17 protein-coding genes are annotated in these 22,458 nt (G+C 69.1%); all 17 read right to left on the bottom strand.

Going from position 1 to position 22,458, the window contains the following annotated elements:
- Positions 1-16 precede the first annotated feature (16 nt).
- The 17 genes from chvE to OH804_RS18405 all read right to left on the bottom strand — a co-directional run bounded on the left by chvE (position 17) and on the right by OH804_RS18405 (position 22,394).
- Positions 17-1,159 (bottom strand): multiple monosaccharide ABC transporter substrate-binding protein, encoded by a 1,143-nt coding sequence (gene chvE / locus OH804_RS18325; RefSeq protein WP_196921976.1) that lies wholly within the window; start codon positions 1,157-1,159, stop codon positions 17-19.
- A gap of 312 nt (positions 1,160-1,471) precedes the next feature.
- A complete protein-coding gene (locus tag OH804_RS18330; RefSeq protein ID WP_406058346.1) occupies positions 1,472-3,127 on the bottom strand; it encodes a glycoside hydrolase family 27 protein in 1,656 nt (551 codons plus the stop codon).
- Positions 3,128-3,450: 323 nt separating this feature from the next.
- Positions 3,451-4,437 (bottom strand): LacI family DNA-binding transcriptional regulator, encoded by a 987-nt coding sequence (locus OH804_RS18335; protein ID WP_181539476.1) that lies wholly within the window; start codon positions 4,435-4,437, stop codon positions 3,451-3,453.
- A 411-nt stretch (positions 4,438-4,848) separates the two neighbouring features.
- Positions 4,849-6,954 (bottom strand): family 43 glycosylhydrolase, encoded by a 2,106-nt coding sequence (locus tag OH804_RS18340; protein ID WP_196921974.1) that lies wholly within the window; start codon positions 6,952-6,954, stop codon positions 4,849-4,851.
- Positions 6,955-7,292: 338 nt separating this feature from the next.
- Positions 7,293-8,795 carry an L-arabinose isomerase gene (gene araA / locus OH804_RS18345; RefSeq protein ID WP_406058349.1) on the bottom strand — a complete coding sequence of 501 codons (1,503 nt, stop codon included), beginning with the start codon at positions 8,793-8,795 and terminating at the stop codon, positions 7,293-7,295.
- 26 nt (positions 8,796-8,821) lie between these two features.
- Positions 8,822-9,811: a galactofuranose ABC transporter, permease protein YjfF gene (gene yjfF, locus OH804_RS18350; RefSeq protein ID WP_196921972.1), complete on the bottom strand. Its 990-nt coding sequence runs from the start codon at positions 9,809-9,811 to the stop codon at positions 8,822-8,824.
- Positions 9,808-10,878 (bottom strand): ABC transporter permease, encoded by a 1,071-nt coding sequence (locus OH804_RS18355; RefSeq protein WP_196921971.1) that lies wholly within the window; start codon positions 10,876-10,878, stop codon positions 9,808-9,810. The genes yjfF and OH804_RS18355 overlap by 4 nt, the downstream gene beginning before the upstream one ends.
- Positions 10,875-12,416 (bottom strand): sugar ABC transporter ATP-binding protein, encoded by a 1,542-nt coding sequence (locus OH804_RS18360; RefSeq protein WP_406058352.1) that lies wholly within the window; start codon positions 12,414-12,416, stop codon positions 10,875-10,877. The genes OH804_RS18355 and OH804_RS18360 overlap by 4 nt, the downstream gene beginning before the upstream one ends.
- A 188-nt stretch (positions 12,417-12,604) precedes the next feature.
- Positions 12,605-13,609: an ABC transporter substrate-binding protein gene (locus OH804_RS18365; protein WP_406058354.1), complete on the bottom strand. Its 1,005-nt coding sequence runs from the start codon at positions 13,607-13,609 to the stop codon at positions 12,605-12,607.
- A 129-nt stretch (positions 13,610-13,738) separates the two neighbouring features.
- Complete coding sequence (locus OH804_RS18370; RefSeq protein WP_196921969.1) at positions 13,739-14,431, bottom strand: L-ribulose-5-phosphate 4-epimerase; 693 nt, start codon at positions 14,429-14,431, stop codon at positions 13,739-13,741.
- The gene (araB, locus tag OH804_RS18375) at positions 14,428-16,110 is read right to left on the bottom strand and encodes a ribulokinase (RefSeq protein WP_406058356.1); all 1,683 of its coding nucleotides are present in this window, start codon (positions 16,108-16,110) and stop codon (positions 14,428-14,430) included. The genes OH804_RS18370 and araB overlap by 4 nt, the downstream gene beginning before the upstream one ends.
- 768 nt (positions 16,111-16,878) lie before the next feature.
- Complete coding sequence (locus OH804_RS18380) at positions 16,879-17,667, bottom strand: ABC transporter permease (RefSeq protein ID WP_196921967.1); 789 nt, start codon at positions 17,665-17,667, stop codon at positions 16,879-16,881.
- Positions 17,664-18,641, bottom strand: a complete 978-nt coding sequence (locus OH804_RS18385) for an ATP-binding cassette domain-containing protein (protein ID WP_406058359.1) — start codon at positions 18,639-18,641, stop codon at positions 17,664-17,666. Before OH804_RS18385 ends, OH804_RS18380 begins: the two co-directional genes overlap by 4 nt.
- 50 nt (positions 18,642-18,691) lie before the next feature.
- The gene (locus tag OH804_RS18390; RefSeq protein ID WP_196921965.1) at positions 18,692-19,534 is read right to left on the bottom strand and encodes a DUF4097 family beta strand repeat-containing protein; all 843 of its coding nucleotides are present in this window, start codon (positions 19,532-19,534) and stop codon (positions 18,692-18,694) included.
- A 70-nt stretch (positions 19,535-19,604) separates the two neighbouring features.
- A complete protein-coding gene (locus tag OH804_RS18395; protein ID WP_196921964.1) occupies positions 19,605-20,129 on the bottom strand; it encodes a hypothetical protein in 525 nt (174 codons plus the stop codon).
- Between the two features lie 90 nt (positions 20,130-20,219).
- Positions 20,220-21,368, bottom strand: a complete 1,149-nt coding sequence (locus tag OH804_RS18400; RefSeq protein ID WP_196921963.1) for an FUSC family protein — start codon at positions 21,366-21,368, stop codon at positions 20,220-20,222.
- 57 nt (positions 21,369-21,425) lie between these two features.
- Positions 21,426-22,394, bottom strand: coding sequence for an SDR family NAD(P)-dependent oxidoreductase (locus tag OH804_RS18405; protein WP_406058361.1), 969 nt, complete (start codon positions 22,392-22,394; stop codon positions 21,426-21,428).
- Positions 22,395-22,458: the final 64 nt, after the last annotated feature.

A 22,458-nucleotide genomic window follows, 5' to 3' on the forward strand; every position in this document is an offset into this window, starting at 1 on the left:
GGGCCCGACGAGTGGCTTACTTCTTGGCCTGACCGGCGGCGACCTCTTCCGCCGTCCAGTAGCCGGAGTCGATCAGCGTCGCCTTGATGTCGTCCTTGTAGACGGTCGCGATCGGCAGCAGGTACGCCGGGACGACCTTGACGCCGTTGTTGTACGTCTTGGTGTCGTTGGCCTGCGGCTGCTTCTTCTGCAGGAACGCCTCGGCGGCGTTCACGGCCTGCTCGGCCAGCAGTCGGGTGTCCTTGAAGACCGTGGAGCTCTGCACGCCGTCGTTGATCAGCTTGATGGAGGCGATCTCCGCGTCCTGGCCGGTCACCACCGGGAGCTTCTTCGCGCCCTTGCCGTAGCCGGCGTTCTGCAGGGCGGTGATGATGCCGCGGGAGATGCCGTCGTACGGCGAAAGCACCCCGTCGACCTTCGAGCCGTCGTTGTAGCTGGAGGTGAGCAGGTTCTCCATCCGCTTCTGCGCGGTCTCCTGCTGCCACCGCAGGATGGCTACCTGCTCGGGGGTGGTCTGCTTGGACTTGACGACCAGCGTGCCGTCCTCGATGAACGGCTTCAGCGTGTCCATCGCGCCACCGAAGAAGTACTGGGTGTTGTTGTCGTCCAGCGACCCGGCGAAGAGCTCGACGTTCAGCGGCCCCTTGGCCGTGCCCTTCGAGCCGTCCTTGTTCAGCAGGCCGAGACCGACGAGCAGCGCGGTGCCCTGGGCGACGCCAACCTTGTAGTTGTCGAAGCTGACGTAGAAGTCGACGTCCTTGCTGCCACGGATCAGACGGTCGTAGGAGATGACCGGGATCTTCGCGGCCGCGGCGGCCTGCAGCTGGCTGCTGAGCGCGGTGCCGTCGATCGCCGCGAGGATCAGGACGTCCGCACCCTGGGTGATCATCTGGTCGACCTGCTGCGACTGCGTGGGGATGTCGTCGCCGGCGTACTGGAGGTCGACCTTGTAGCCCTTGGCCTCGAGCTTCGACTTCACCGCGTTGCCGTCGGCGATCCACCGCTCCGAGGTCTGCGTCGGCATCGAGACACCGATGGTCAGATCGCTGGGCTTCTCGTCGCCGGACTTCTCACCGCTGCCCGCACCCCCGCCGCTGCACGCCGCCAAACTCAGCGCCAGTGCGGCGCCGCCGAGAGCAACCAGGAATTTCCTGCCCACGGGCTTCTCCTCTCTGGACTCCCCCGCCGACTGCCGGGGCCAACTGTCATCTTTCGGGTAGTGTTAGCGCTCACATAGATTGCGTCAACACCAGATCCGAAATACCGGTGTCACGGTCTCGTAACGGAGCATCCAGGCGAGCGTAGCCATGCCGCCGGTCCGCCGGAAGGGCAGGACGCGGCAACTCAGCGTGGTCGTCCGCAGCACTCTACAGACCGATGCCCGCGGATGACGTCTGTCGTCCGCGGGCATCGGCACTACCGCCGGATCAGGTGGGTCGCCGCGACCTCGGCGGTCGGCGGACCCGGTCGGCTATCGCTGCGACCACCGCTGGTTCGCCGCTCCGGTGCAGGTCCAGAGGATCACCGTGGTGCCGTTGGCAGTGGCGTTGGCGTTGACGTCCAGGCAGAGCCCCGACTGCGTGTTGCTGATCGTGCCGTTGGCGTTGACCGTCCACTGCTGGTTGGTCCCGCCGTTGCAGTCCCAGATCTGCACCTTGGCGCCGGCCGCGGCGTTCAGCGGCGCGTCCAGGCACTTGCCGAGGGCCTGCAGGGTCTGACCGCTGCTGGTCCAGCGCTGGTTGGCGGCGCCGTTGCAGTCCCAGATGACCGGCTGCGTGCCGTTGGCCGTGTTGCTGTTCGGCACGTCGAGGCAGCGGCCGGAGGCGGCGCTGGCGTACGCGCTCGACGTGGTCGGCGGCGGCGTCGTCGGAGGAGTCGTTCCGCCACCGCTGACCCGGTACACCACAGTCCCGTGCGCGGGGACGCTGGCGCTGATGGTCCCGCTGCTGGAGCTGGTGCCACCGGTCCAGGCGTCCACCAGCGTGAACGACGAGCCGGACTTGCCGATGGCCGCGGCCGTGGTCGAGATCGTCGTCGTCGAGCCGCCCTGGTTGAACAGGGCCACGGCGACGTCACCGTTGGCGAGCCGCTTGGCCAGCACCCGACGCGTGCCGTCGAACGACACCTGCGTCCCCTGCAACCCGAGCGAGTCCTGGTTGATCGCGATCAGGTTGGCGTTCTTGAGGATGGTCTGCGTCGCGGCGTTCATGTTCCGCACGTCATTGCCGGCGATCAGCGGAGACGCCATGATCGCCCACATCGCGAAGTGGCTGCGCATCTCCGTGTCGTTCATACCGCCGCGACCGACCTCCATCATGTCCGGGTCGTTGAACCCACCCGGCCTCGCGTAGGACGCCAGCGGAACGGTCACGTTGATGATGTTCTGGATGCCCATCGGGTAGCCGTTGCTCTGACCGGTGTCCCACGCGTTGGTGATGTCCTCGGTGGTTCGCCACATGTTCGCCACGTCGCCCCAGTTGCGCTGCGGGCCGGTCTTGGCGTGGATGCTGTTGGAGTTGATGCTGTAGACGATCGGTCGACCGGTGGCGGCCAGCGCGTCCCGCATCTTGGCGAAGGTGGTCACCTGGTCGTTGATGCTGCCCTCCGGCGAGCACCAGTCGTACTTGAGGAAGTCGACGCCCCAGGCGGCAAACTGGCGCGCGTCCTGCACCTCGTGGCCGCGGCTGCCGGTCGCGCCGGGGTAGGCGCCGAAGTACTGGGCGCAGGTCTTGTCGACAGGCACCTGGTACAGGCCGAACTTCAGGTTCCGGGCGTGCAGGTAGTCACCGAGCGCCTTCATCCCGCTGGGGAACCGGCCGGGGTCGCCCTGGATGTTGCCGGAGCTGTCCCGGTTGGGGTTGAACCAGCAGTCGTCGACCACGACGTAGTTGTAGCCCAGGTCCCGCATACCGCTGCTGACGATCGCATCCGCCGTCTGCCGGATCAGCGCCTCGTTGATGTTGCAGCCGAACGAGTTCCATGAATTCCAACCCATGGGGGGAGTACGCGCCACGCCGTTGTCCAGTGCCTGCGCCGTGGGGGCGCGAAGGCCGACCAGGGCGCCGGCGAGCAGTATTCCGGCCGCCAGTGCGCTCCCCCAGCGACGACCTCGGGTAATGCGGTTCATCGAGCCTCCTTGTCGGTGACGCACGCCCGTAACGACGATCGCTGGTCGGTGCGCCGATAGTTGGACGCCAATTTTTGTTAGCGTTAACAGAGACGCCCATCATGTTACGGCGACATTTCACGAGGTTCAATACCTGCACGGCTTCGCATCGCCCGACATCGATTGATCACACTCCGCAACCCATCGAGTCACGTCTTATCGGCGGCGGCGGCGGGAATTGGCACACTCCGGCGGGGACCGCACGGGCGTGCACCACTCAGCGGAGAACGGCGGCGGGACAGATTCCCTGCACCGGGCGGGGCGACCGCTGGTTGGCCCGGCCGTCAGCGACGAGGTGGGGCCACGCTCTCGCGGGCGACCAGAGCCGGGGCGATGGTCTGCCGCAGCGCCCCACCGGTGCCCGACTCGATCTGGGACAGCAGCATCTGCAGGCTCGCCCGCGCCACCGCGTCGAAGTCCGGTCGGACGGTGGTCAGCGGCGGGATGAAGTACGCCGCCTCCGGCACGTCGTCGAAGCCGACCACGCTGATCTCGTGCGGCACCCGTCGACCGAACTCGTGCAGCGCCCGCAGCACGCCCAGCGCGAGATGGTCGTTGGCGGTGAAGACGGCGGTGACCTCCGGCATCCGCGCCAACATCTGCCCGCACCGGTAACCCGACGCCGCGGACCAGTCCCCCGGCATCGGCGGCGGCGGATCCAGCCCGGCGGCCAGCAACGCCTGCCGCCAACCGTCGATCCGGCCGACGCTGTCGAACCAGTCGGTCGGCCCGGAGACGTGCCAGACGGTGCGGTGCCCGGCGTCGAGCAGATGTTGCGTCGCCGCCCGGGCGCCCGCCACCTGGTCGACAGTCACCAGCGGCACCGGCCGGCTCGGATCACCATCGACAGTGACCAGCGGAACATCCTTGGGCAGGCGCTCCAGCGCCTCACCGGCGGACTCGACCGGGGCGATGACCACGATGCCGGCCACCCGGTGCGACAGGTGCCGCTCGACGGCCGCCGAGATGGAACGGTGGTCCAGGTTGCGCACGCTGCCGACGCTGACCGCGAAACCCTCTTCGGCGGCGGTCTGCTCCAAGGCGGCCAACAGCGACGCCGGACCGTAGAGCGTCGTGTTCTGCGCGACCACACCGATGACCTGTGATCGACCGGTCACCAGGGCGCGTGCCGCGCCATTGGGGCGGTAGCCGAGTTCGGCAATCGCCGCGCGTACCCGAAGTCGGGTCTGCTCACGGACGTTGGGATGCCCGTTGAGCACCCGCGACACCGTCTGATGGGAGACACCGGCGAGACGAGCAACGTCCGTCATCGCGGGACCGTGGACGGCCATTTCGCTCCCCCCGCTACATCTCCGGCCCGCGGCCCGTCGACGTCGACTGGAGCGGACCGGCCCGATCCCCCTCGCTCAGTCACCACGCCGGTGCTGAATCCCAGGTGACCAGCGCTGGATCGCCGACAGTCTACGCCAGCAACGGCCCCGAACATGGCGCAGCTGTGCGGGGACTGCGCGACGCGCCGAAGCCGTACAACGCGGTGCCCACCCGGAGTCCCCCGCCACCCGGTACGGGCACGGTCCTGATGTGGTGCGCCGGCCTGCCCTCGCTCCTGGGCAGAGCGTGGAGCAGGCCGGCGAGGACCTGACGCGGTGGCGCGGACCTCACAGGCCGTCAGGCCCGCGTCGCCAACGCCACCGGTCAGAGCGATCATCGTGTGACTGGCGTCACGGGGTGGTCAGGTCGAAACGCCGCACGGTAACCGCGCCACCGAGCGCCTGCGTCGCGTGGTTGAAGATGGCGAACCGGTAGCCCATGAAGAACTGCCAGTTGTTCGCCAGCGTCAGGGCGTTGCCGAACGAGGTGAAGTTGACCCCGTCGGTGCTGTACGAGAAGCGGGCCTGTCGGCCGGAGCCGGGTCTGATGTCGGCGTTGGCGCGCAACCAGATCCGGCCACCGGAGACGGCGGTGCTCGCCACCTCGCTGCCGGTGCTGGTGGTGTTCCAGCTGCCGTCCATCGTCAGGCCGTTCTGCATGACCAGCCGGGTGGACCCGTTGTCCCGTCGGACTCCGATCCAGGCCGACGAGTTGCGCAGCACCGCCAGGCCGGTGCGATCACCGTCGCGCATGGTGGAGTAGTCCAGCTCGATGGTCGCGGTCGAGGTGGGCCCCTGGATGCGGTGGGTCAGCGTGTTACGCGCCTTGTACAGGTCGTTGGTGACGGTGGCGGTCTGCAGGTTCAGCCCGTTGTTGACCGACCACTTGCTGTTGTCCGGGTTGTGGTTCCACTCCCACTGCGGGCCGAGCGTGGTGCCGGCGAACGTGTCGGTGCCGGTGAGCGGCTTGACCGCCCGGGGCGGCGCGGGCAGGTTGGGCTTCGGGTACGAGCTGCCCCAGGTGCCGTTCACCGTCTGCAGCACCGGCCAGCCGTCGCCGGTCCAGGTGATCGGGGCCATGGCCGGCATCCGACCACCGGGGTACGCGTCGACGAAGGACATGTAGTACCAGTCGCCGTTCTGGGTCTGCACCAGCCCACCCTGGTGCGGCACACCGCCGCCGGAGATCGGACCGGGCAGGTTGAGCAGCACCTGACGCTGCTCGTACGGGCCGAACGGGCCGTTCGTCGACTTCAGCACGTACTGACCGTTGGCCGGGCGGGTGAGCCAGATGTAGTAGGCGCCGTTGCGCTTGTAGAAGCGGGCACCCTCCAGCGTCCCGATGCTCGACGGGGTCTGGTACACCTGCTGGGCGCGGACCTGGGACTTCCCGTCCGCGGACAGCTGCGCCACGCTGATGGTGCCGTTGCCGTACGCCACGTACATGGTGTCGTTGTCGTCGATCAGCATCCCCGCGTCGTAGTAGCAGTTGGGGATGGTGGTGTGCTTGCTCCAGGCGCCGTCGACGGCGGACGCGGTGTAGATGTGGGTCTGCGCGAAGTCGATGCACCCGGCCCAGTAGTACGTCCGGTTGCTCGGCCGGTAGTTCAGCGTCGACGCCCAGATCCCGTCGACGTACGCGTTGCCGCCACTCATGTCGTACTTCGACCCGAAGTCGAGGCGGGGTACGGAGTGACCGGCGAACTCCCAGTTGACCAGGTCGTACGAGCGCAGGACCGGCGCGCCGGGCGAGTAGTGCATGGTGGACGCCGACATGTAGTAGGCGTTGTCCACCCGGATGATGTCGACGTCGGCGAAGTCCTGCCAAACCACGGGGTTCGGGTACGTGCCGTTCGACGGGGGTGGCGTCGTGGGGTCGGTCCCGCCGTCGACGCGGACGAGCTGCCACTGCTGGTTGGTGCCGTTCCAGTCGTCGTACTGCACGATGTTGCCACCGTCGGCGGTCGAGGCGCCCTGCACCTCCATCACCTTGTTGCTGTTGCGGTTGATCAACCGGACGTAGCCGCCGTCCGAGTCTGCCAGCCGGAACTGCTGGTTGGTGCCGTTGTTGTCGGTCCACTGCACGACGCTGGCGCCGTTGGCGGTCGAGCGGCCGGAGACGTCCAGTACCTTGCCCGACAACCTCGACTTGAGTCGGTAGTAGCCGCCTCCGGAGTCCACGAACTGCCACTGCTGCTGGTTGCCGTTGTTGCGCGTCCACTGGGTGATCCGCGCACCGTCGTTCGTGGCCAGGTTGTACACGTCCACGGCCTTGCCGCTGTTGCGGTTCACCAACACGTACCAGGCGCTGGTGTCGACGGTGGCCGCTGACGCGGGTGACGAGGCGACGGCCGCAGCCGCGCCACCGACCACCAGCACCATCGCGGCGACGGCGAGTCTCGACAGCCACCCGCGCCGTCGTGGCGCACCCCGGGGAACCCGACCGATGGAAAGCATGATCCTCCTCTGCTGACGCGAACCGTGCGGTCTGGGTCGGCGTCCGCGGCACCGGGCGGGGCACCGAGCTGACCATGCCCGGCCATGTGATCGCTAACACCGATCGCCCGACCGTCGCGGTGACGAGGTGCCGAAACCGCTGGGTCAGGACGCGCGCGCGGCCGGACCAGCCAACGACATCGACCATCTTGGTTATAGACTGTGAGCGATAACATGCTGTTAGTCAAGGCGTAACACAACCGCCTCGTGGCCCGGCTGGCGCACACGCGAACGGGTGGCCCACCCCCGCCCGCAGGCAGGGGTGGACCACCCGTTTCCGTACGATCCGACAGCGCGAATCAGAACCCGCGAGCCAGCCGGTGGTAGGCCTGGTTCCAGCGCAGCTCGTCGGCGAAGCGGCGGGGCTCCGTGTTCGCGTCGATGACGACCAGCTCGGTGCGGCTCATCTCCGCCAGGTCGTGCAGCTCCTCCACGCCCACCGCCTGCGACAGCACGGTGTGGTGCGGGGCGCCCGCGGTGATCCACGCCTCGGCCGAGACCGGCAGGTCGGGACGCGGACGCCAGACGGCACGGGCGACCGGCAGCCGACGCAGCGGTTGCGGCGGGGCCACCACGTCGATCTCGTTGGCCACCAGCCGGAAGCGCTCACCCATGTCGGACAGCCCGAGCACCACGGCCGGGCCGGGTGCGGCGTCGAACACCAACCGGACCGGGTCCTCCCGGCCACCGATGCTCAGCGGGTGGATCTCCACGTTGGGCACGTCGGAGGCGATGGTCGGGCAGACCTCCAGCATGTGGGCCCCGAGCACCAACTCGTTGCCCGGGGTGAGGTCGTAGGTGTAGTCCTCCATGAACGACGTACCGCCGCTCACGCCCACCGACATCGCCTTGAGGGTGCGGACCAGGACCGAGGTCTTCCAGTCGCCCTCGCCGCCGAAGCCGTAGCCGTCGGCCATCAACCGCTGCACGGCGATGCCCGGCAGCTGACGCAGCCCCCCGAGGTCCTCGAAGTTCGTCGTGAAGGCCCGGAACCCGCCCGCGTCCAGGAAGGCCCGCATGCCCAGCTCCACGCGCGCGGCGTACCGCAGCGAGTCGTGCTGCTCGCCACCGGGCAGCAACTCGCCGACGATGCGGTAGGTGTCCTCGTACTCCTTGACCAGGTCGTCCACCTGCGCGTCGGTGACCTCGCCGACCACCTCGACCAGGTCGTTGACGCCGTAGGTGTTGACCGAGACGCCGAACCGCAGCTCGGCCTCGACCTTGTCGCCCTCGGTCACCGCGACGTCGCGCATGTTGTCACCGAAGCGGGCCAGGCGCAGCGACCGCATCGCCGACCAGCCCAGCGCGGCGCGGGCCCACGCCCCGACCCGAGTGGTCACCCGCGGGTCGCTGACGTGCCCGGCCACCGTCTTGCGGGCCACACCGAGACGCGTCTGGATGTACCCGAACTCGCGGTCGCCGTGGGCGGCCTGGTTCAGGTTCATGAAGTCCATGTCGATGTCGTTCCACGGGAGCAGAACGTTGGCCTGGGTGTGCAGGTGCAGCAGTGGCGTCTGCAACGCGTCCAGACCGGAGATCCACATCTTGGCCGGCGAGAACGTGTGCATCCAGGCGATGACCCCGACGGCACCCTGAGCGGCGGCCTCCCGACAGACCTGCAGGATCTCACCGCTGTTGGTCAGGACGGGCTTCCAGACCACGCGGGCGGGAATCTGCGGCGAGTCGTCGAGCGCGGCCGCGATCTGGCGGGACTGCTCGGCCACCTGGCGGAGCGTCTCCTCGCCGTACATGCCTTGGCTGCCGGTGAGGAACCAGATCTCGGGTTCGGTGTGTGGTGCCATGGAGTTGCCTTCCGCGAGAGGGGCGGTCACTTGTAACGGATTCCGATGAGGCGCTGGAGGAGGATGAACGCGAAGAGCAGACCACCAATCACGATCTTGGTCCACCAGGAGTTGAGGCTCCCATCGAAGGTGATGAGGGTCTGGATCACGCCGAGGACCAGCACGCCGAGCACCGTGCCGAAGACGTAGCCCGCGCCGCCGGTGAGCACCGTGCCACCGATGACGACGGCGGCGATGACGTCCAGTTCCATCCCCACGGCGATCAGCGGCGCACCGGAGAGGGTGTAGAAGGACAGCAGGATCCCACCGATGGCCGAGCAGAGACCACTGATCGTGTAGACGGCGATCCGGGTCCGCCCGACGGGCAAGCCCATCAGCAGCGCCGACTGCGGGTTGCCGCCGATGGCGTACACGTTGCGTCCCAGCCGGGTGTAGGCCAGCGTGTACGCGGCGATGCAGACCACCACGAAGGCGATCAGCACGCTGATCGACACGAAGTTGCCCTGGGGGTTGCCGATCCGCTCCTGCGACATCGAGGTCCAGAACCCGTCGGTGATCGGGATCGACGCGCCGGAGATGAAGGTGCACATGCCCCGGGCGAAGAACATCCCGGCGAGCGTGACGATGAACGGCTGGATCTCGAAGAAGTGGATGACGCAGCCCATCAACAGGCCGAGCGTCGGGCCGATGAGCAGGGCGATGACCAGCACCAGCGCCGCCGGCATGCCGTCCTGGAGCAGCGCGGCCGACACCATCGCCGTCATGGCGACCACCGACCCGACCGACAGGTCGATGCCACCGGTGAGGATCACGAAGGTCATGCCCACCGCGACGACGAGCAGGAAGCCGTTGTCGATGAAGACGTTGAAGATGACCTGGACGTTGGAGAACGCCGTGTACTGCGAGACGCCGATGCCGTACATCACCAGCAGCAGGGCGAGCGTCGCCAGGACCGGTATCTGCTTCCTCGGCAGCCGGAACCGGGTACGACCGGCGGTAAGCGTTCCAGTGGTCATGCCGGCACCTGCTCCTTCGGCTTGTCGGCGATGGTGGCGGGCGGCGGGACGTTGCGCCTACGTCGGCTGAACCGGGCCCGGAAGGCCGGTGCCTGGATGAGGCAGACGGCGATGACGACGACCGCCTTGAACAGCAGCGAGGTCTGCGGCGAGATGTCCATGGCGTACACAGTGGTGGTCAGGGTCTGGATGATCAGCGCGCCGATGATCGTGCCACTCAGGAAGAACCGGCCGCCCGCGAGGGACGTACCACCGATGACGACAGCGAGGATCGCGTCCAGCTCGACCCAGAGGCCGGCGGCGTTGCCGTCGGCGCTGGAGACGTTGGCCGTCATCATGAAACCGGCGACCGCGGCACACGCGGCGCTGATGACGTACGCGAGGAAGATGACCCGGCCGGACCGGATGCCGGCGAGCCGGCTGGCCGTGGCGTTGCCGCCCACCGACTCGATGATCATGCCGAGTGCGGTGCGACGGGTGAACGCCGCCACCAGCAGCGCCGCGGCGAGCGCGATGAAGATGGCAAGCGGCAGGGTCAACGCGTGGCCCAGGCCGATCGCCCGGTACGGCTCGGAGTTGATGGTGATGATCTGACCCTCGGTGATCAGCTGGGCGAGACCCCGGCCGGCGACCATCAGGATCAGGGTGGCGATGATCGGTTGGATCCCGATCACGGCAACCAGCACCCCGTTCCAGGCGCCGAGCACGAGCGCGACCCCCATCGCCATCGCGAGGGCGGTCACCACCACGCCAAGGCTGTTCTGGTCGGGCTGCTTGCTGATGTACATGCAGGCGATCGCGCCGCTGATCGCGCAGAGCGAGCCCACCGACAGGTCGATGCCGCCGGTCGAGATGACCAGGGTCATGCCCAGCGCGACGAGGATCAGCGGCGCGCTCAGCCGCAGGATGTCGATCGGCGTGCCGTACAGGTGCCCGTCCTTGAGCTCGACGGACAGGAACCCGGGCCGGTAGATCGTGTTCGCGGCGAGCATGACGAACAGCACGGCGGCGGGCCAGAACAGCCGGTGACCGATCATCGTCCGATAGCGGCTCATGGTGTCGTTCATCGGTCTGCCTCCTCCCGGTGGGATCCGCTGGCGATGGTCTGCATGATGCGGTCGGCGTCCAGGCTCTCGTCGTTGGCGAGCTGCGCGACCATCTGCCGGTCCCGCATCACCGCCACCTTGTGGCTGAGGCGCAGCACCTCCTCCAGCTCGGCGGAGATGAACAGCACCGCCATGCCACCGTCGGACAGCTGCGTCACCAGCTTCTGGATCTCGGTCTTCGCCCCGATGTCGATGCCCCGGGTCGGCTCGTCGAGGATCAACAGTCGTGGCTCGGTGATGAGCCACCGGGCCAGCAGCACCTTCTGCTGGTTGCCGCCGGAGAGGTTGCGGACCGGCACCTCCGGGTCGGCGGGCCGGATGTTGAGCGCCTTGACGTACTTGTCGACCAGCTCGTCCTGGCGGCGACGCGGAATGGGCCGCAGCCAGCCGCGGGCCGCCTGCATGGCGAGGATCATGTTCTCGCGGACCGACAGGTCGGCGACGATCCCCTCGGCGCGGCGGTTCTCCGAGCAGAAGCCCACGCCGTGGTCGATGGCCTGCGCGGGGGTGCGCAGGCTGCTCGCCGTGCCGTCGATCGCGACCTGACCGCCGTCGGTCCGGTCGGCCCCGAACAACAACCGCGCGACCTCGGTACGCCCCGAGCCCAGCAGGCCGGCCAGGCCCACCACCTCGCCGGCGTGGATGGTGAGGCTGAACGGCTCCACCGCGCCCGACCGACCGAAGTTCGACACCGCCACCAGGGGTGTGCCCTCCTCCAGCACGGCCAGGTCTCGTCGGGAGTGCTCCTCGATGCCCTCCAGGACGTCGAGCTCCTTGCCGATCATCTTCTCCACCAGGGAGAGCTGAGGCAGCTCGGCGGTCTGGTACTCGCCGACGAGCCCGCCGTTGCGCAGCACCGTGATCCGGTCGGCGATCTCGTAGACCTGGTCGAGGAAGTGGGTCACGAACAGGATGGCGATGCCCTCGTCGCGCAGTTGCCGCATGATGCGGAACAGCTGCGCGACCTCGCTGGCGTCGAGGCTCGACGTCGGCTCGTCCAGGATCAGCACCCGGGCCTTGATGTCGATGGCGCGGGCGATGGCGACCATCTGCTGGATCGCCAGGGAGTACGAGCCGAGCGGCGCGCTGACGTCGAGGTCGAGGTCGAGGCGGGCCAGCAGGGCGCGGGCGCGGCGGCGAACCTCACCCCAGCGGACGGCGCCGAGGAGCCGTGGCTCCCGACCGATGAAGATGTTCTCCGCCACCGAGAGGTTCGTGCAGAGGTTGACTTCCTGGTAGACGGTGCTCACACCGGCGGCGTTCGCCTGCATCGGCCCGGTGAACGACACGGGTTCGCCGTCGAGGGTGATCGTGCCCTCGTCGGTGTCGTAGACACCGGTCAGCACCTTGATGAGGGTCGACTTGCCGGCGCCGTTCTCGCCCATCAGGGCGTGCACCTCGCCGGGAAAGAGCCGGAAGTTGACGTCGTGGAGTGCGCGCACCCCGGGGAAGGACTTGCTGATCCCGGTCATCGTCAGGACCGGACGGCTATCCGTCATCCCATCAGACCTCTTCTGGGTTGTCGACACGGAAGGGCCGCTGCGCTCCCGCCGCGCCCGCCCGGTCGTCCCTGGGGGTCGCTCGGGCGGGCGTGGTACGGGGTCGTCGCGGGCCAAGCCCGGTCCGTTTCGGGTAAGGAAAGCGACGCGGCGGGGCCGCCACGCGAACGCGGCGGCCCCGTCGTCGATCAGTACTTACGGTTCGGCAGAGCTTCCTTGGCCTGCTCGGTCGTGAAGGTGGTCTCCTCGGTCTCGATCCGAGCAGGCACCTCCTCGCCGGCCTTGACCTTCTTGGCCAGGTCCATCAGCTGCGGGCCGAGCAGCGGGCTGCACTCCGCGATGAAGTTGAACTTCCCGTCGGCGAGAGCCTGCATGCCGTCCTTGACAGCGTCGATCGTGATGATGGTGATGTCCTTGCCCGGCACCTTGCCGGCGGCGTTGATCGCCTCGAGCGCGCCCAGACCCATGTCGTCGTTGTGCGCGAACAGCACGTCGATCTTCGGGTTGGCCTTGAGGAACTGCTCCATGACCTGCTTACCGCCGGCCCGGGTGAAGTCGCCCGTCTGGGAGGCGATGACCTTCAGGTTCGGGTTGGCGGCGATCGCCTCGGCGAAGCCCTTCTTGCGGTCGTTCGCCGGTGCCGCGCCGGTGCTGCCCTGCAGCTCGACGATGTTCACCGGACCCGAGGCGGTCTTCTTCTGCTCGACCAGCCACTCACCCGCGAGCCGGCCCTCCTTCACGAAGTCCGAGCCGAGGAAGGTCTTGTACAGCGACTTGTCGGCCGAGTCGACCGAGCGGTCGGTCAGGATGACCGGGATGCCGGCGTCCTTGGCCTCCTTGAGCACGGTGTCCCAACCGGACTCCACCACCGGCGAGAAGGCGATCACGTCGACCTTCTGCTGGATGTAGTTGCGGATCGCCTTGATCTGGTTTTCCTGCTTCTGCTGAGCGTCGTCGAACTTCAGCTCGATCCCGGCGGCCGTGGCGGCCTCCTTGATCGAGATGGTGTTCGCGGTACGCCAGCCGCTCTCCGCACCGACCTGGGAGAAGCCCATCGTGATCTTGCCGTCGTCCTTGGTGCCGCCGCCGCCGGTGTCGCTGTTGCCGCAGGCCGCCACGCCGCCGACCAGCAACACACTGGCGAGGACCGCGACAGCGCGCCACGGAGCGGACTGCGTTCGCATCTTTCCCATCGAATCTCCTTGGCTGGATGTGGTGGGTAACCGCGCCAACCGCCGAGGTGCGAAAGAGCGGCGTACGCGGGTGGTGCGTGCTGGTACGTCGTGGTGCAGACCGACGGGCCCCGGGTTATCGGTGCAGGGTCAGGAGCCCGCCGGTGCGACTGGTTGTTGGCCGTAGACGTTCTGGTAGCGGTCGTAAAGCGAGTCGATGTCGGCCTGTGCCATCGGGACCGGCTGCCCGAGGGTGTGGGCCAGGTGCGCGGTACGGGCCACGTCCTCGCACATGACCGCCGCCTTGACCGCCGCGCGGGCATCGCGGCCGATGGTGAACACGCCGTGGTTGCGCATCAGCACCGCCGGCGAGCGGTGCCCGGAGAGCGTGGCGACGATGCCCTTGCCGATGTCGTCACCACCGATCAGCGCGAACGGCCCGATCGGGATCTCCCCACCGAACTCGTCGGCCTGCGCGGTGAGGTGGCAGGGAATCGACTCCCCACACGCGGCCCAGGCTGTCGCGTACGAGCTGTGCGTGTGCACGACCCCGCCGACCTCGGGCATGGCCCGGTAGACGTAGGCATGGGCGGCGGTGTCGCTGGACGGGGCGAAGTCGCCCTCGACGAGCACGCCGTCGAGGTCGCACACCACCATCGTGGCCGCGGTGAGGTCGTCGTAGCTCACCCCACTCGGCTTGATCACCATCAGATCCTGGCCGGGGACCCGCGCGGAGACGTTGCCGGACGTCCAGGCGACCAGGTTGTACCGGGTCAGCTCGGCGTGCAGGCGGGCGACGGTCTCGCGCAGCTCGCCGATCTGTCGGGTCACCTCGGCGTTCACGCCACCACCTCCAGCGGGGCCTCGTGCGGGGTCGCGGCGGTCTCGACCGCCGCGTTGCGGATCGCCCGCAGGCGGAGCATGACGTCGTTGCCGCCACGTCCGAAGTGGTCGTGCAGCGCCCGGTACTCGGCGTAGAGGGCGTCGTAGGCGCGCGCCCGCTCGGGGTCCGGACGGTAGACGGCCTCGTGCACCCGACCCATCGCCTGCGACGCCTCGTGGATCGAGGGGAACTCACCGGCGGCGACGGCGGCGTGGATCGCCGAGCCGAGCGCCGGCCCCTGCGCCGAGGCGATGATGTTCAGCGGTCGCCTGGTCACGTCGGCGTAGATCTGCATCAGCAGCGCGTTGTTGGTCAGACCACCGGCGATCACCAGGTCGTTCACCGGAACTCCGGCGTCGACGAACGCCTCGATGATCATCCGGGTGCCGTACGCGGTGGACTCCAGCAGGGCCCGGTAGATGTCCGCCGGCCGGGTGGCCAGGGTCATGCCGACGATCAGCCCGCTGAGGTCGTGGTTGACCAGCAGGGAACGGTTGCCGTTCCACCAGTCCAGGGCGATCAGGCCGTGCGCGCCGACGGGCTGGCTCGCGGCCAGCGCGGTGAGGCGCTCGTGCGAGTCGACGCCCGCCGGGGCGGCGTGCTCGACGAACCAGCCGAAGATGTCGCCGACGCCGCTCTGGCCGGCCTCGTAACCCCACGCGCCGGGGCTGATGCCGCCGTCCACGACACCGCACATGCCGGCCACCTCGGCGACCTCCGCGCCGTTGACGACGTGGCAGGTGGAGGTGCCCATGATGGCGACCAGCCGACCGGGCTCCACCGCCTGCGCCGACGCCGCGGTGACGTGCGCGTCGACGTTGCCGACGGCGACCGCGATGCCCTCCGGCAGGCCGGTCCAGGCGGCGGCCTGGGCGGTGAGCGCGCCGGCCCGGGCACCGAGGGGCAGCAACGGGCCGTCCAGCTTGGCCACGAAGTCGCCGAAGTTGGGGTTGAGTGCGGTCAGGAAGCCCTCGGAGGGGTAGTGACCGTCCTGCAGGATGCCCTTGTATCCGGCCGTGCAGACGTTGCGGGTCTCGGTGCCGCAGAGCTGCCAGACGATCCAGTCGGCCGCCTCGATGAAGCGCTCGGCCCGGTCGTAGACCTCCGGGTCCTCCTCCAGGATCTGCAGGCCCTTGGCGTACTGCCACTCGGCGGAGATCTTGCCGCCGTACCGGCCGATCCACGGCTCGGCCCGCTCATGGGCCAGCGCGTTGATCCGGTCGGCGTGCGGCTGCGCGGCGTGGTGCTTCCACAGCTTGACCCAGGCGTGCGGTCGGTCGCGCAGCTCGGGGGTTTCGCACAGCGGCGTGCCGTCGGCGAGCGTCGGCAGCACGGTGCAGGCGGTGAAGTCGATGCCGATGCCGACCACCGCCGCCGGGTCCACCCCCGCGGCGGACACCGCCGCCGGGACGGCGTACCGAAGCACGTCGCGGTAGTCCTGCGGGTTCTGCAGGGCCCAGTCCGGGGGTAGCGATCGACCTCCCGGAAGCGCCGTGCTGATCACGCCATCGCCGTACTCGTGCACCGCGGTCCCCAACTCGGCACCATCGCCGACACGGACCACCAGAGCTCGCCCGGACAGGGTGCCGTAGTCGACACCGACGACGTAGCGGTCGTCAGCTCCGTCCACACGGTTCATGTTCACCTCCACCGTTAACGGGGATAGTGTTAACGCTCACATCCAGGCTCGTCAAGACATCTACCCGCAACAGCTCCGTAACGGAACGCGGAAGGCGGACCGACTCGGGAGGGTAGATAGCGGACCGGTGCAAACTGTGAGGTTCCGGGCCTCAACTGCGGTAGCCATCTGACGAATGGGGCCGACGTCCGGAACGAGCGCCGCCCGGAGAGCCGTCGACAGGCCGCGCGACAGGTCCAGTGCGTCGCACACCCCGGCGGCGCCGTCCGATAGCGACCACTTCTTTCTTGCGGATGATGGCAGCGATAACATCCCCGGGGTGTCGCGGTCGCGTGCTCGGATCGGCGCGACAGCCATTGATGACCATGCAGGCTCATGGCGGAGCGCTCCGGAGGGCGGCCCGCCCAGCGCGCGGCCGGGCGGCGTGCCCGTGTTATCGATAACATTCAACGTCCTGGTGTGCACGGGTCGCGCGGTCGGCCCGCGTCGAACGGCGCGTCGGGCGCCGCCGAAGGCAAGATCCACTCGTGTTTCTTGGAGTCGCGCGGTCCGCCGCCACGTGATCGGCTGATGTCACGAAATCCGAGTCGATCACGCACTAAACGTCGGCGGTCCGCCGCCCGGTCACGCGCCGTGGCGCCGACCCGCCGGTCGATCACGCGCCCGCGTTGGCGGTCCGCCGGTCGTACGACGCCATGAGCCGGCGGCCCGGCCCCTGTGGGCCGAGCCGCCGGCTCATGTTGCGATGGCGCCACCGCGCCGGTCGGGTCAGGCCGTCCGGTTGCGGTTGTACAGGGCCTTGGCCCAGAGGAAGCAGCCCACGCTGATGACGGTGCACCAGATGACGGCGATGACCCCGTTGGCGCCGATCCCGGTGCCGAGGAGCAGGCCGCGAAGGGTCTCCATGACGGGCGTGAAGGGCTGGTAGTCAGCGAACAGCCGCACGGCGGTCGGCATGGAGTCGGTGGGGACGAACCCGCTGCCGAGGAATGGCAGGAGGATCAGCGGCATGGGCAGGTTGCTGGCCGTCTCGACGCTGTCACTGACCAGACCGAGGGCGACTGACAGCCAGGTGAGCGCAAAGGTGATCATGGCGAGGACGCCGACCGCCGCCAGCCATTCGACCGGGTTGGCCGTGGGCCGGAACCCGACAAGCAGCGCCACGACGGTGACGGCCACGAGGCTGAGCATGGTCTGCACCAGGCTGCCCAGTACGTGACCCGTCAGGACCGACGGTCGGAAGATCGACATTGTGCGGAATCGGGCGATGATCCCCTCGGTCATGTCCATCGCGACCGAGATGGCGGTGCCCTGCGCGGCGCTGACCACAGTGATGAGCAGGATGCCGGGGGTGACGTAGTTGGCGTACTGGGAACGGTCGCCGGACGGGCCGAGGCCGGCGCCCAGCGTGCCGCCGAAGACGTAGACGAAGAGCAGCAGGATGATGATCGGGATGCCGATGAGCAGGAACGTCATCGACGGGTACCGCCGCATGTGCAGCAGGTTGCGCCGCAGCATGGTGCTCGAGTCGCGGACGGCGAGGGAGAGGGTGCTCATCGCGCGGGAGCCCTTTCGTGGTCGGGTCGGCTGGCCCGCGTGTCGGGCTGACCGGTGAGGGTGAGGAAGACGTCGTCGAGGTCGGGGGTGTGTACGGAAAGCCCCGCCACGCTGATCGAGGCGCTGTCGAGCTGGTCGAGCAGGGATCGCAGCGACCCGACTCCGCCGTCACTCGGCACCTGGAGGGTGAGCGCCGCGTCGTCCCGGGTGCCGGTCTCGAACGTCCGGGCCGCCGAGTCGAGCCCCTCCTGGTCGGCGAACTGCAACACCACGTGGCCGCCCGGGATGAGCCGCTTGAGTTCGCGCGGGGTGCCTTCGGCGATCAGTCGGCCGTGGTCGAGGAACGCCACCCGGTCGGCGAGTTGGTCGGCCTCCTCCAGGTACTGCGTGGTGAGCAGGATGGTGACGCCCTCGGCAGCGAGCGCGCGGATGATGTGCCACATGGCCCGGCGGCTGCGCGGGTCGAGGCCGGTGGTCGGCTCGTCGAGGAAGATGACGCGGGGCTCGCCGACCAGTGTCATCGCGAGGTCGAGCCGCCGGCGCATGCCACCGGAGTACGTCGACACCGGCTTGCCCGCCGCCTCGGTCAGGTCGAACTGGTCGAGCAGGTCGGCGATCCGCCGCCGACCCGCGGCCCTGTCTAGGTGGCACAGGTCGGCCATCAGGGTCAGGTTCTCCCGACCGGTGAGCAGGTTGTCGACGGCGGAGAACTGGCCGGTGACACCGATCAGCGCGCGTACCGCGTCGGGCTCCCGGGTCAGGTCGTGGCCGAAGACGCGGGCGTTACCGCCGTCGGGGTTGATCAGGGTGGAGAGGATCTGCACGGTGGTGGTCTTGCCGGCGCCGTTGGGACCGAGCAACGCGAAGATCGTGCCTTCGCTGATCATCAGGTCGATGCCGTCCAGCACCACCTTGTCGCCGTAGGACTTTCGCAGGTCGGTGGCGACGATCGCGGGGTTCATGGAGCTGGTCATGGTCTCCTCATTTGTGGTCGGCGCGGTGATCGGTCAGACGCGGGGGTGGATCAGGCGCGGCGGATCATGACGTCGCCGTAGGAGGTGTTCGCCCGGACCTCGACCGTCTCGTCGGTCTGCGCCGGGCTGTCGGTCGACTCCAGCGCGTTGTGCACGCGGCCGTGCTTGGAACTGACGTCGAGCCAGGCGGCGGTCCCGCGACGGATGCCGACCTCGATCGCGCCGTAGGAGGTCTGCACGTCGATCGCGCCGCGGGTGACCTCACCGAGCCGCAGGTTGCCGTAGGCGGTGCGCGCGGTCACCGAGGCCAGCGACGCGTCCACGGTGATGTCGCCGTAGGCCGTGTTGATCCGGACGTCGCCACCGCTGCGGCCGATCCAGCAGTCGCCGGACGAATTCTTGATCTCGGCGGTGCCGTCGACAGCGCCGATGCGCACCTTGCCGGACGAGGCCTTCACCCGGGCGGAGCCCAGGACGTGCTCGACCGCCACCTCGCCGTGACTGCTGTCGATCTCCAACGGCCCGGTCTCGTCGAGTCGGATACCGCTCCCGGTCTTGATCCGGCACTCGCCGAGCCGACCCTCGCAGCGGAACGCCGCCCACGACGCCTCGGCGTGCACCCGTGACCCGGTCGGCACCTCGATCAGAACGTCGACCGACGGGCCGGGGCCGAACCCGTAGCGGCGCCAACTCTTCGGCACCCGGATCACCAGCTGCCCGGCGGCGAACTCGACTGTGGTCTGTTCCGCGGCGCTCACGTCGGCCTTGCTCGACGGGTCGCGGGGTCGCACCGTCACCGCCGTGTCGGTGCGGTCGCTCGCGGCGATCCAGGCATCGCCGATCGGCATCTCGATCTGGACGGAAATCGGTTCTGGCGTCTCGAAAACAGGCATGGTGGTCTCCCGAAATGTGGTCGGCGAAGGTCGCCGCTGGTCAGCGGCGTGGTGGAAGGGGTGCGGGAAGTTAGCGGGCCCAGCCGGTGAAGTGCTGGCCGGAGCGCGGCTCCGGCCGGCGGGGTGGACGACGCTCCGTGTCGCCGGCCCCGACGGCACCAGCGACGGCGCGCACCAGCCAGGCGTTCACCGAGAGCCCGGCGCGGCCGGCGGCGTCCTCGACGCTGGCCTTCAGGTGGTCGGGGAGCCGCAGGTTGATCCGCGAGGTGCCGCCCTCGTCCCCGTCGGGCGCGGACACCGGCACCGACAGTGGTGGCGGGCCGCTGGGCTCGCTCGCCGCCTCGACCGGCGGGCTGGCCGGTGTCACCACGAAGTCGGGCTCGCGCCCGCGCAACCGAACGTGCACCGACCCGGGTGCGAGGTCACGGGTGATCTCGTCGGCCGCGTCGGACAACGCTTCGAGCAGCGTGAGACGGGTGGCCGCCTCCAACTGCGCGAAGAGTCGTTCGGCCAGCGCCCGGGCCTCCGGGTCGACGCCCTCCGCGGCCACGGCGAACTCGTTACGCAGGTTCTCGACGTATGACCTCAGCTCCATGGCACCATCATGGCACCACTTTGGCTCAGAGCGCAACAGGCATGGCTCAGGAAGGCGTCTTGCCTGGCTCAGCTGACGGCCTTCCTGGTCTCAGAGGTCGCCGAAAACCCTCCGGACCAGGTGATTCGCGTCCTGCTGGCTCAGCCCGGAGGCGACCAGAAGGTCGCTGACGGTCGTCCGGACCTGTGCCACCACGACCGCACCGGAGAAGCCGACGCCGTCCCGGTAGGCGTGCCCGGCCGTCCGAACCGCCCGCAGCGCCTGTTCCCGCGCCCGGTTCGGCTCGGCGCCGACGGCGAACTGCCGCTTGAGCAGGCGGACGGCCTCGGCGAGATCGGCCACCGCCGTCGGCAACGGCTCCGGCACCGGCTCGCCGTCCTCGATGAGCGTCACCGACCGTCGGATCAGGGTGCCGCTGTTGCGCATCGCCCGGTCGATCGGCTCCGCCGCCTGCGCGTAGCGGCCCACCGGCCCGTGCCGTTGGTGCCAGTACACCGGTGACAGGGTGCTCGCCTCCCGGGCGCCCTGGGTCGCCTCGACGAACGCCTTCAACCGCCCCGCGCTCCGCCGCAGCTCACCCCGGGCGGCACGGGCCCGAGCGGCGTCCCGCTCGGTCAGCGCCTCGGCGGTGGCGTCGAGCTGGGTCGCGAGGAGATCAAACGCCGGCCGCGCGGCCCGGTTGAGCACCCGCAGCGGATTCAGCGGCAGCAACACGGCGGTGACCAGCAGCGCCACCCCTCCCCCGACGAGCGCGTCCACGAATCGGGGAATCTCCAGATCCCGGACGGCCGGGCTGAGCGTGGCGATCAGCACCGCCGTCGCCCCGGCCTGGATCACCACCGCCGCGCTGCCAGCGAGGAAGAGCGCGACGACGATCGCCAGCACCACGATCAGTGCGAGCTGCCACCACCCGGTGCCGATCACCACGAGCAGCAGGTCGCCGATCAACACTCCGACGGTGACGCCGATGATCAGCTCGACGGTGCGACGCAACCGCTGGCCGACGGACGCGGCGAGCGTCGAGACGGCGGAGATCGGCGCGAAGACCGGCTGCGACACCTGTAGCAGCGAGTGCGCCACCAGCCAGGACAGCGCCGCGGCCAGGCCGGCCTGTAGGGCGAGGCCGCCGATGCTCCGTACCCGACGGGCCCGGTCGCGCAACGCGGCCACCACCCGGTCCCACCACCGGGCGACGGTCGACGGGCCCGCGTCCGCTCCGCGCCGACCGGCAGCGACCATGGCGGCACCTACCCCGTTACGGCCGGATCAATCCTCGCCGGCACGGCCCGGCCGCCGTCAGCGCGAGGCGAGCGCCTTCTCGGCGTACGCCCAGAGCCGGTCGGACGCGGCCGGGTCCAGCGCGTGGGCGGCGACTCCGCCGGTAGCGTCGGGGCCACCGGGAATGACCTCTGCCTCCTGGTTGTCGTCGAAGTACCGGCCGCCAACGCCGTGGAGTAGGGGCGAGCCGGCGAGCAGCACGGTGGTCGACGCGCCCTGGGAGGGCTTCTTGTAGTACTCCGCCTCGATGAGGTTGCCCGCTTCGTCCATGGCGCCCATCGCCCGCATCGTGTCGTCGTCGATGTGACGCTGGAGGTTGGTGAAGATGTACCCGGGGTTGAGGGCGTTCGCGGTGATCCCGTCCCTCGCCCAGCGGCGAGTGATGCCGACCGCGAGCAGGACCTCCGCGGTCTTCGACTGGCCGTAGGCCGACCACGGGTCGTACGGGCGGCGCTCGAACTGCGGGTCGTCGAAGTCGAACGGCGCGGCCAGGTGCGCCCCGGAACTGACCATCACTACCCGGGCCGCATCGGCCGCCCGCAGGTTGTCGTGCAGCCCTCGGGCCAGCGCGAAGTGGCCGAGGTGGTTCGTCGCGAGCTGGAGTTCCCAGCCCACGGCGGTCAGCTGGCGGGTCGGGATCGCCATGATTCCGGCGTTGGCGATCAGCACGTCGAGCGGGCCCTGCCAGGCCGCGACGAAGGCGTCGACCGACGCCAGGTCGGCGAGATCGAGGGCGGACGACCGAACCGTGCCCCGGGTGGCATCGGTGGCGAACTCCTCGGCGAGCCGGTCGGCCGCCCGCTGATTCCGGGTCGCGACGGTGACCTCGGCGCCGGCCCCGGCCAACGCGCGCACCGTCTCCACACCGATGCCGGAGGCCCCTCCGGTGACGATCATCCGGCGTCCGGTGAGGTCGACACCGTCGAGGACCTCGGCGGCGGTGGTGCGGGCGTTGAACGGGGTGGTGAGGCGTGGGTTCGCTGTCATGAAACCCAGGCTACGAACGCCCCGATCGGACTGCCTATAGTCTGGAGTCCTTCATACTTTCGTG

This window comes from Micromonospora sp. NBC_00860, from assembly GCF_045207375.1.
Classification (GTDB): domain Bacteria; phylum Actinomycetota; class Actinomycetes; order Mycobacteriales; family Micromonosporaceae; genus Micromonospora; species Micromonospora vinacea.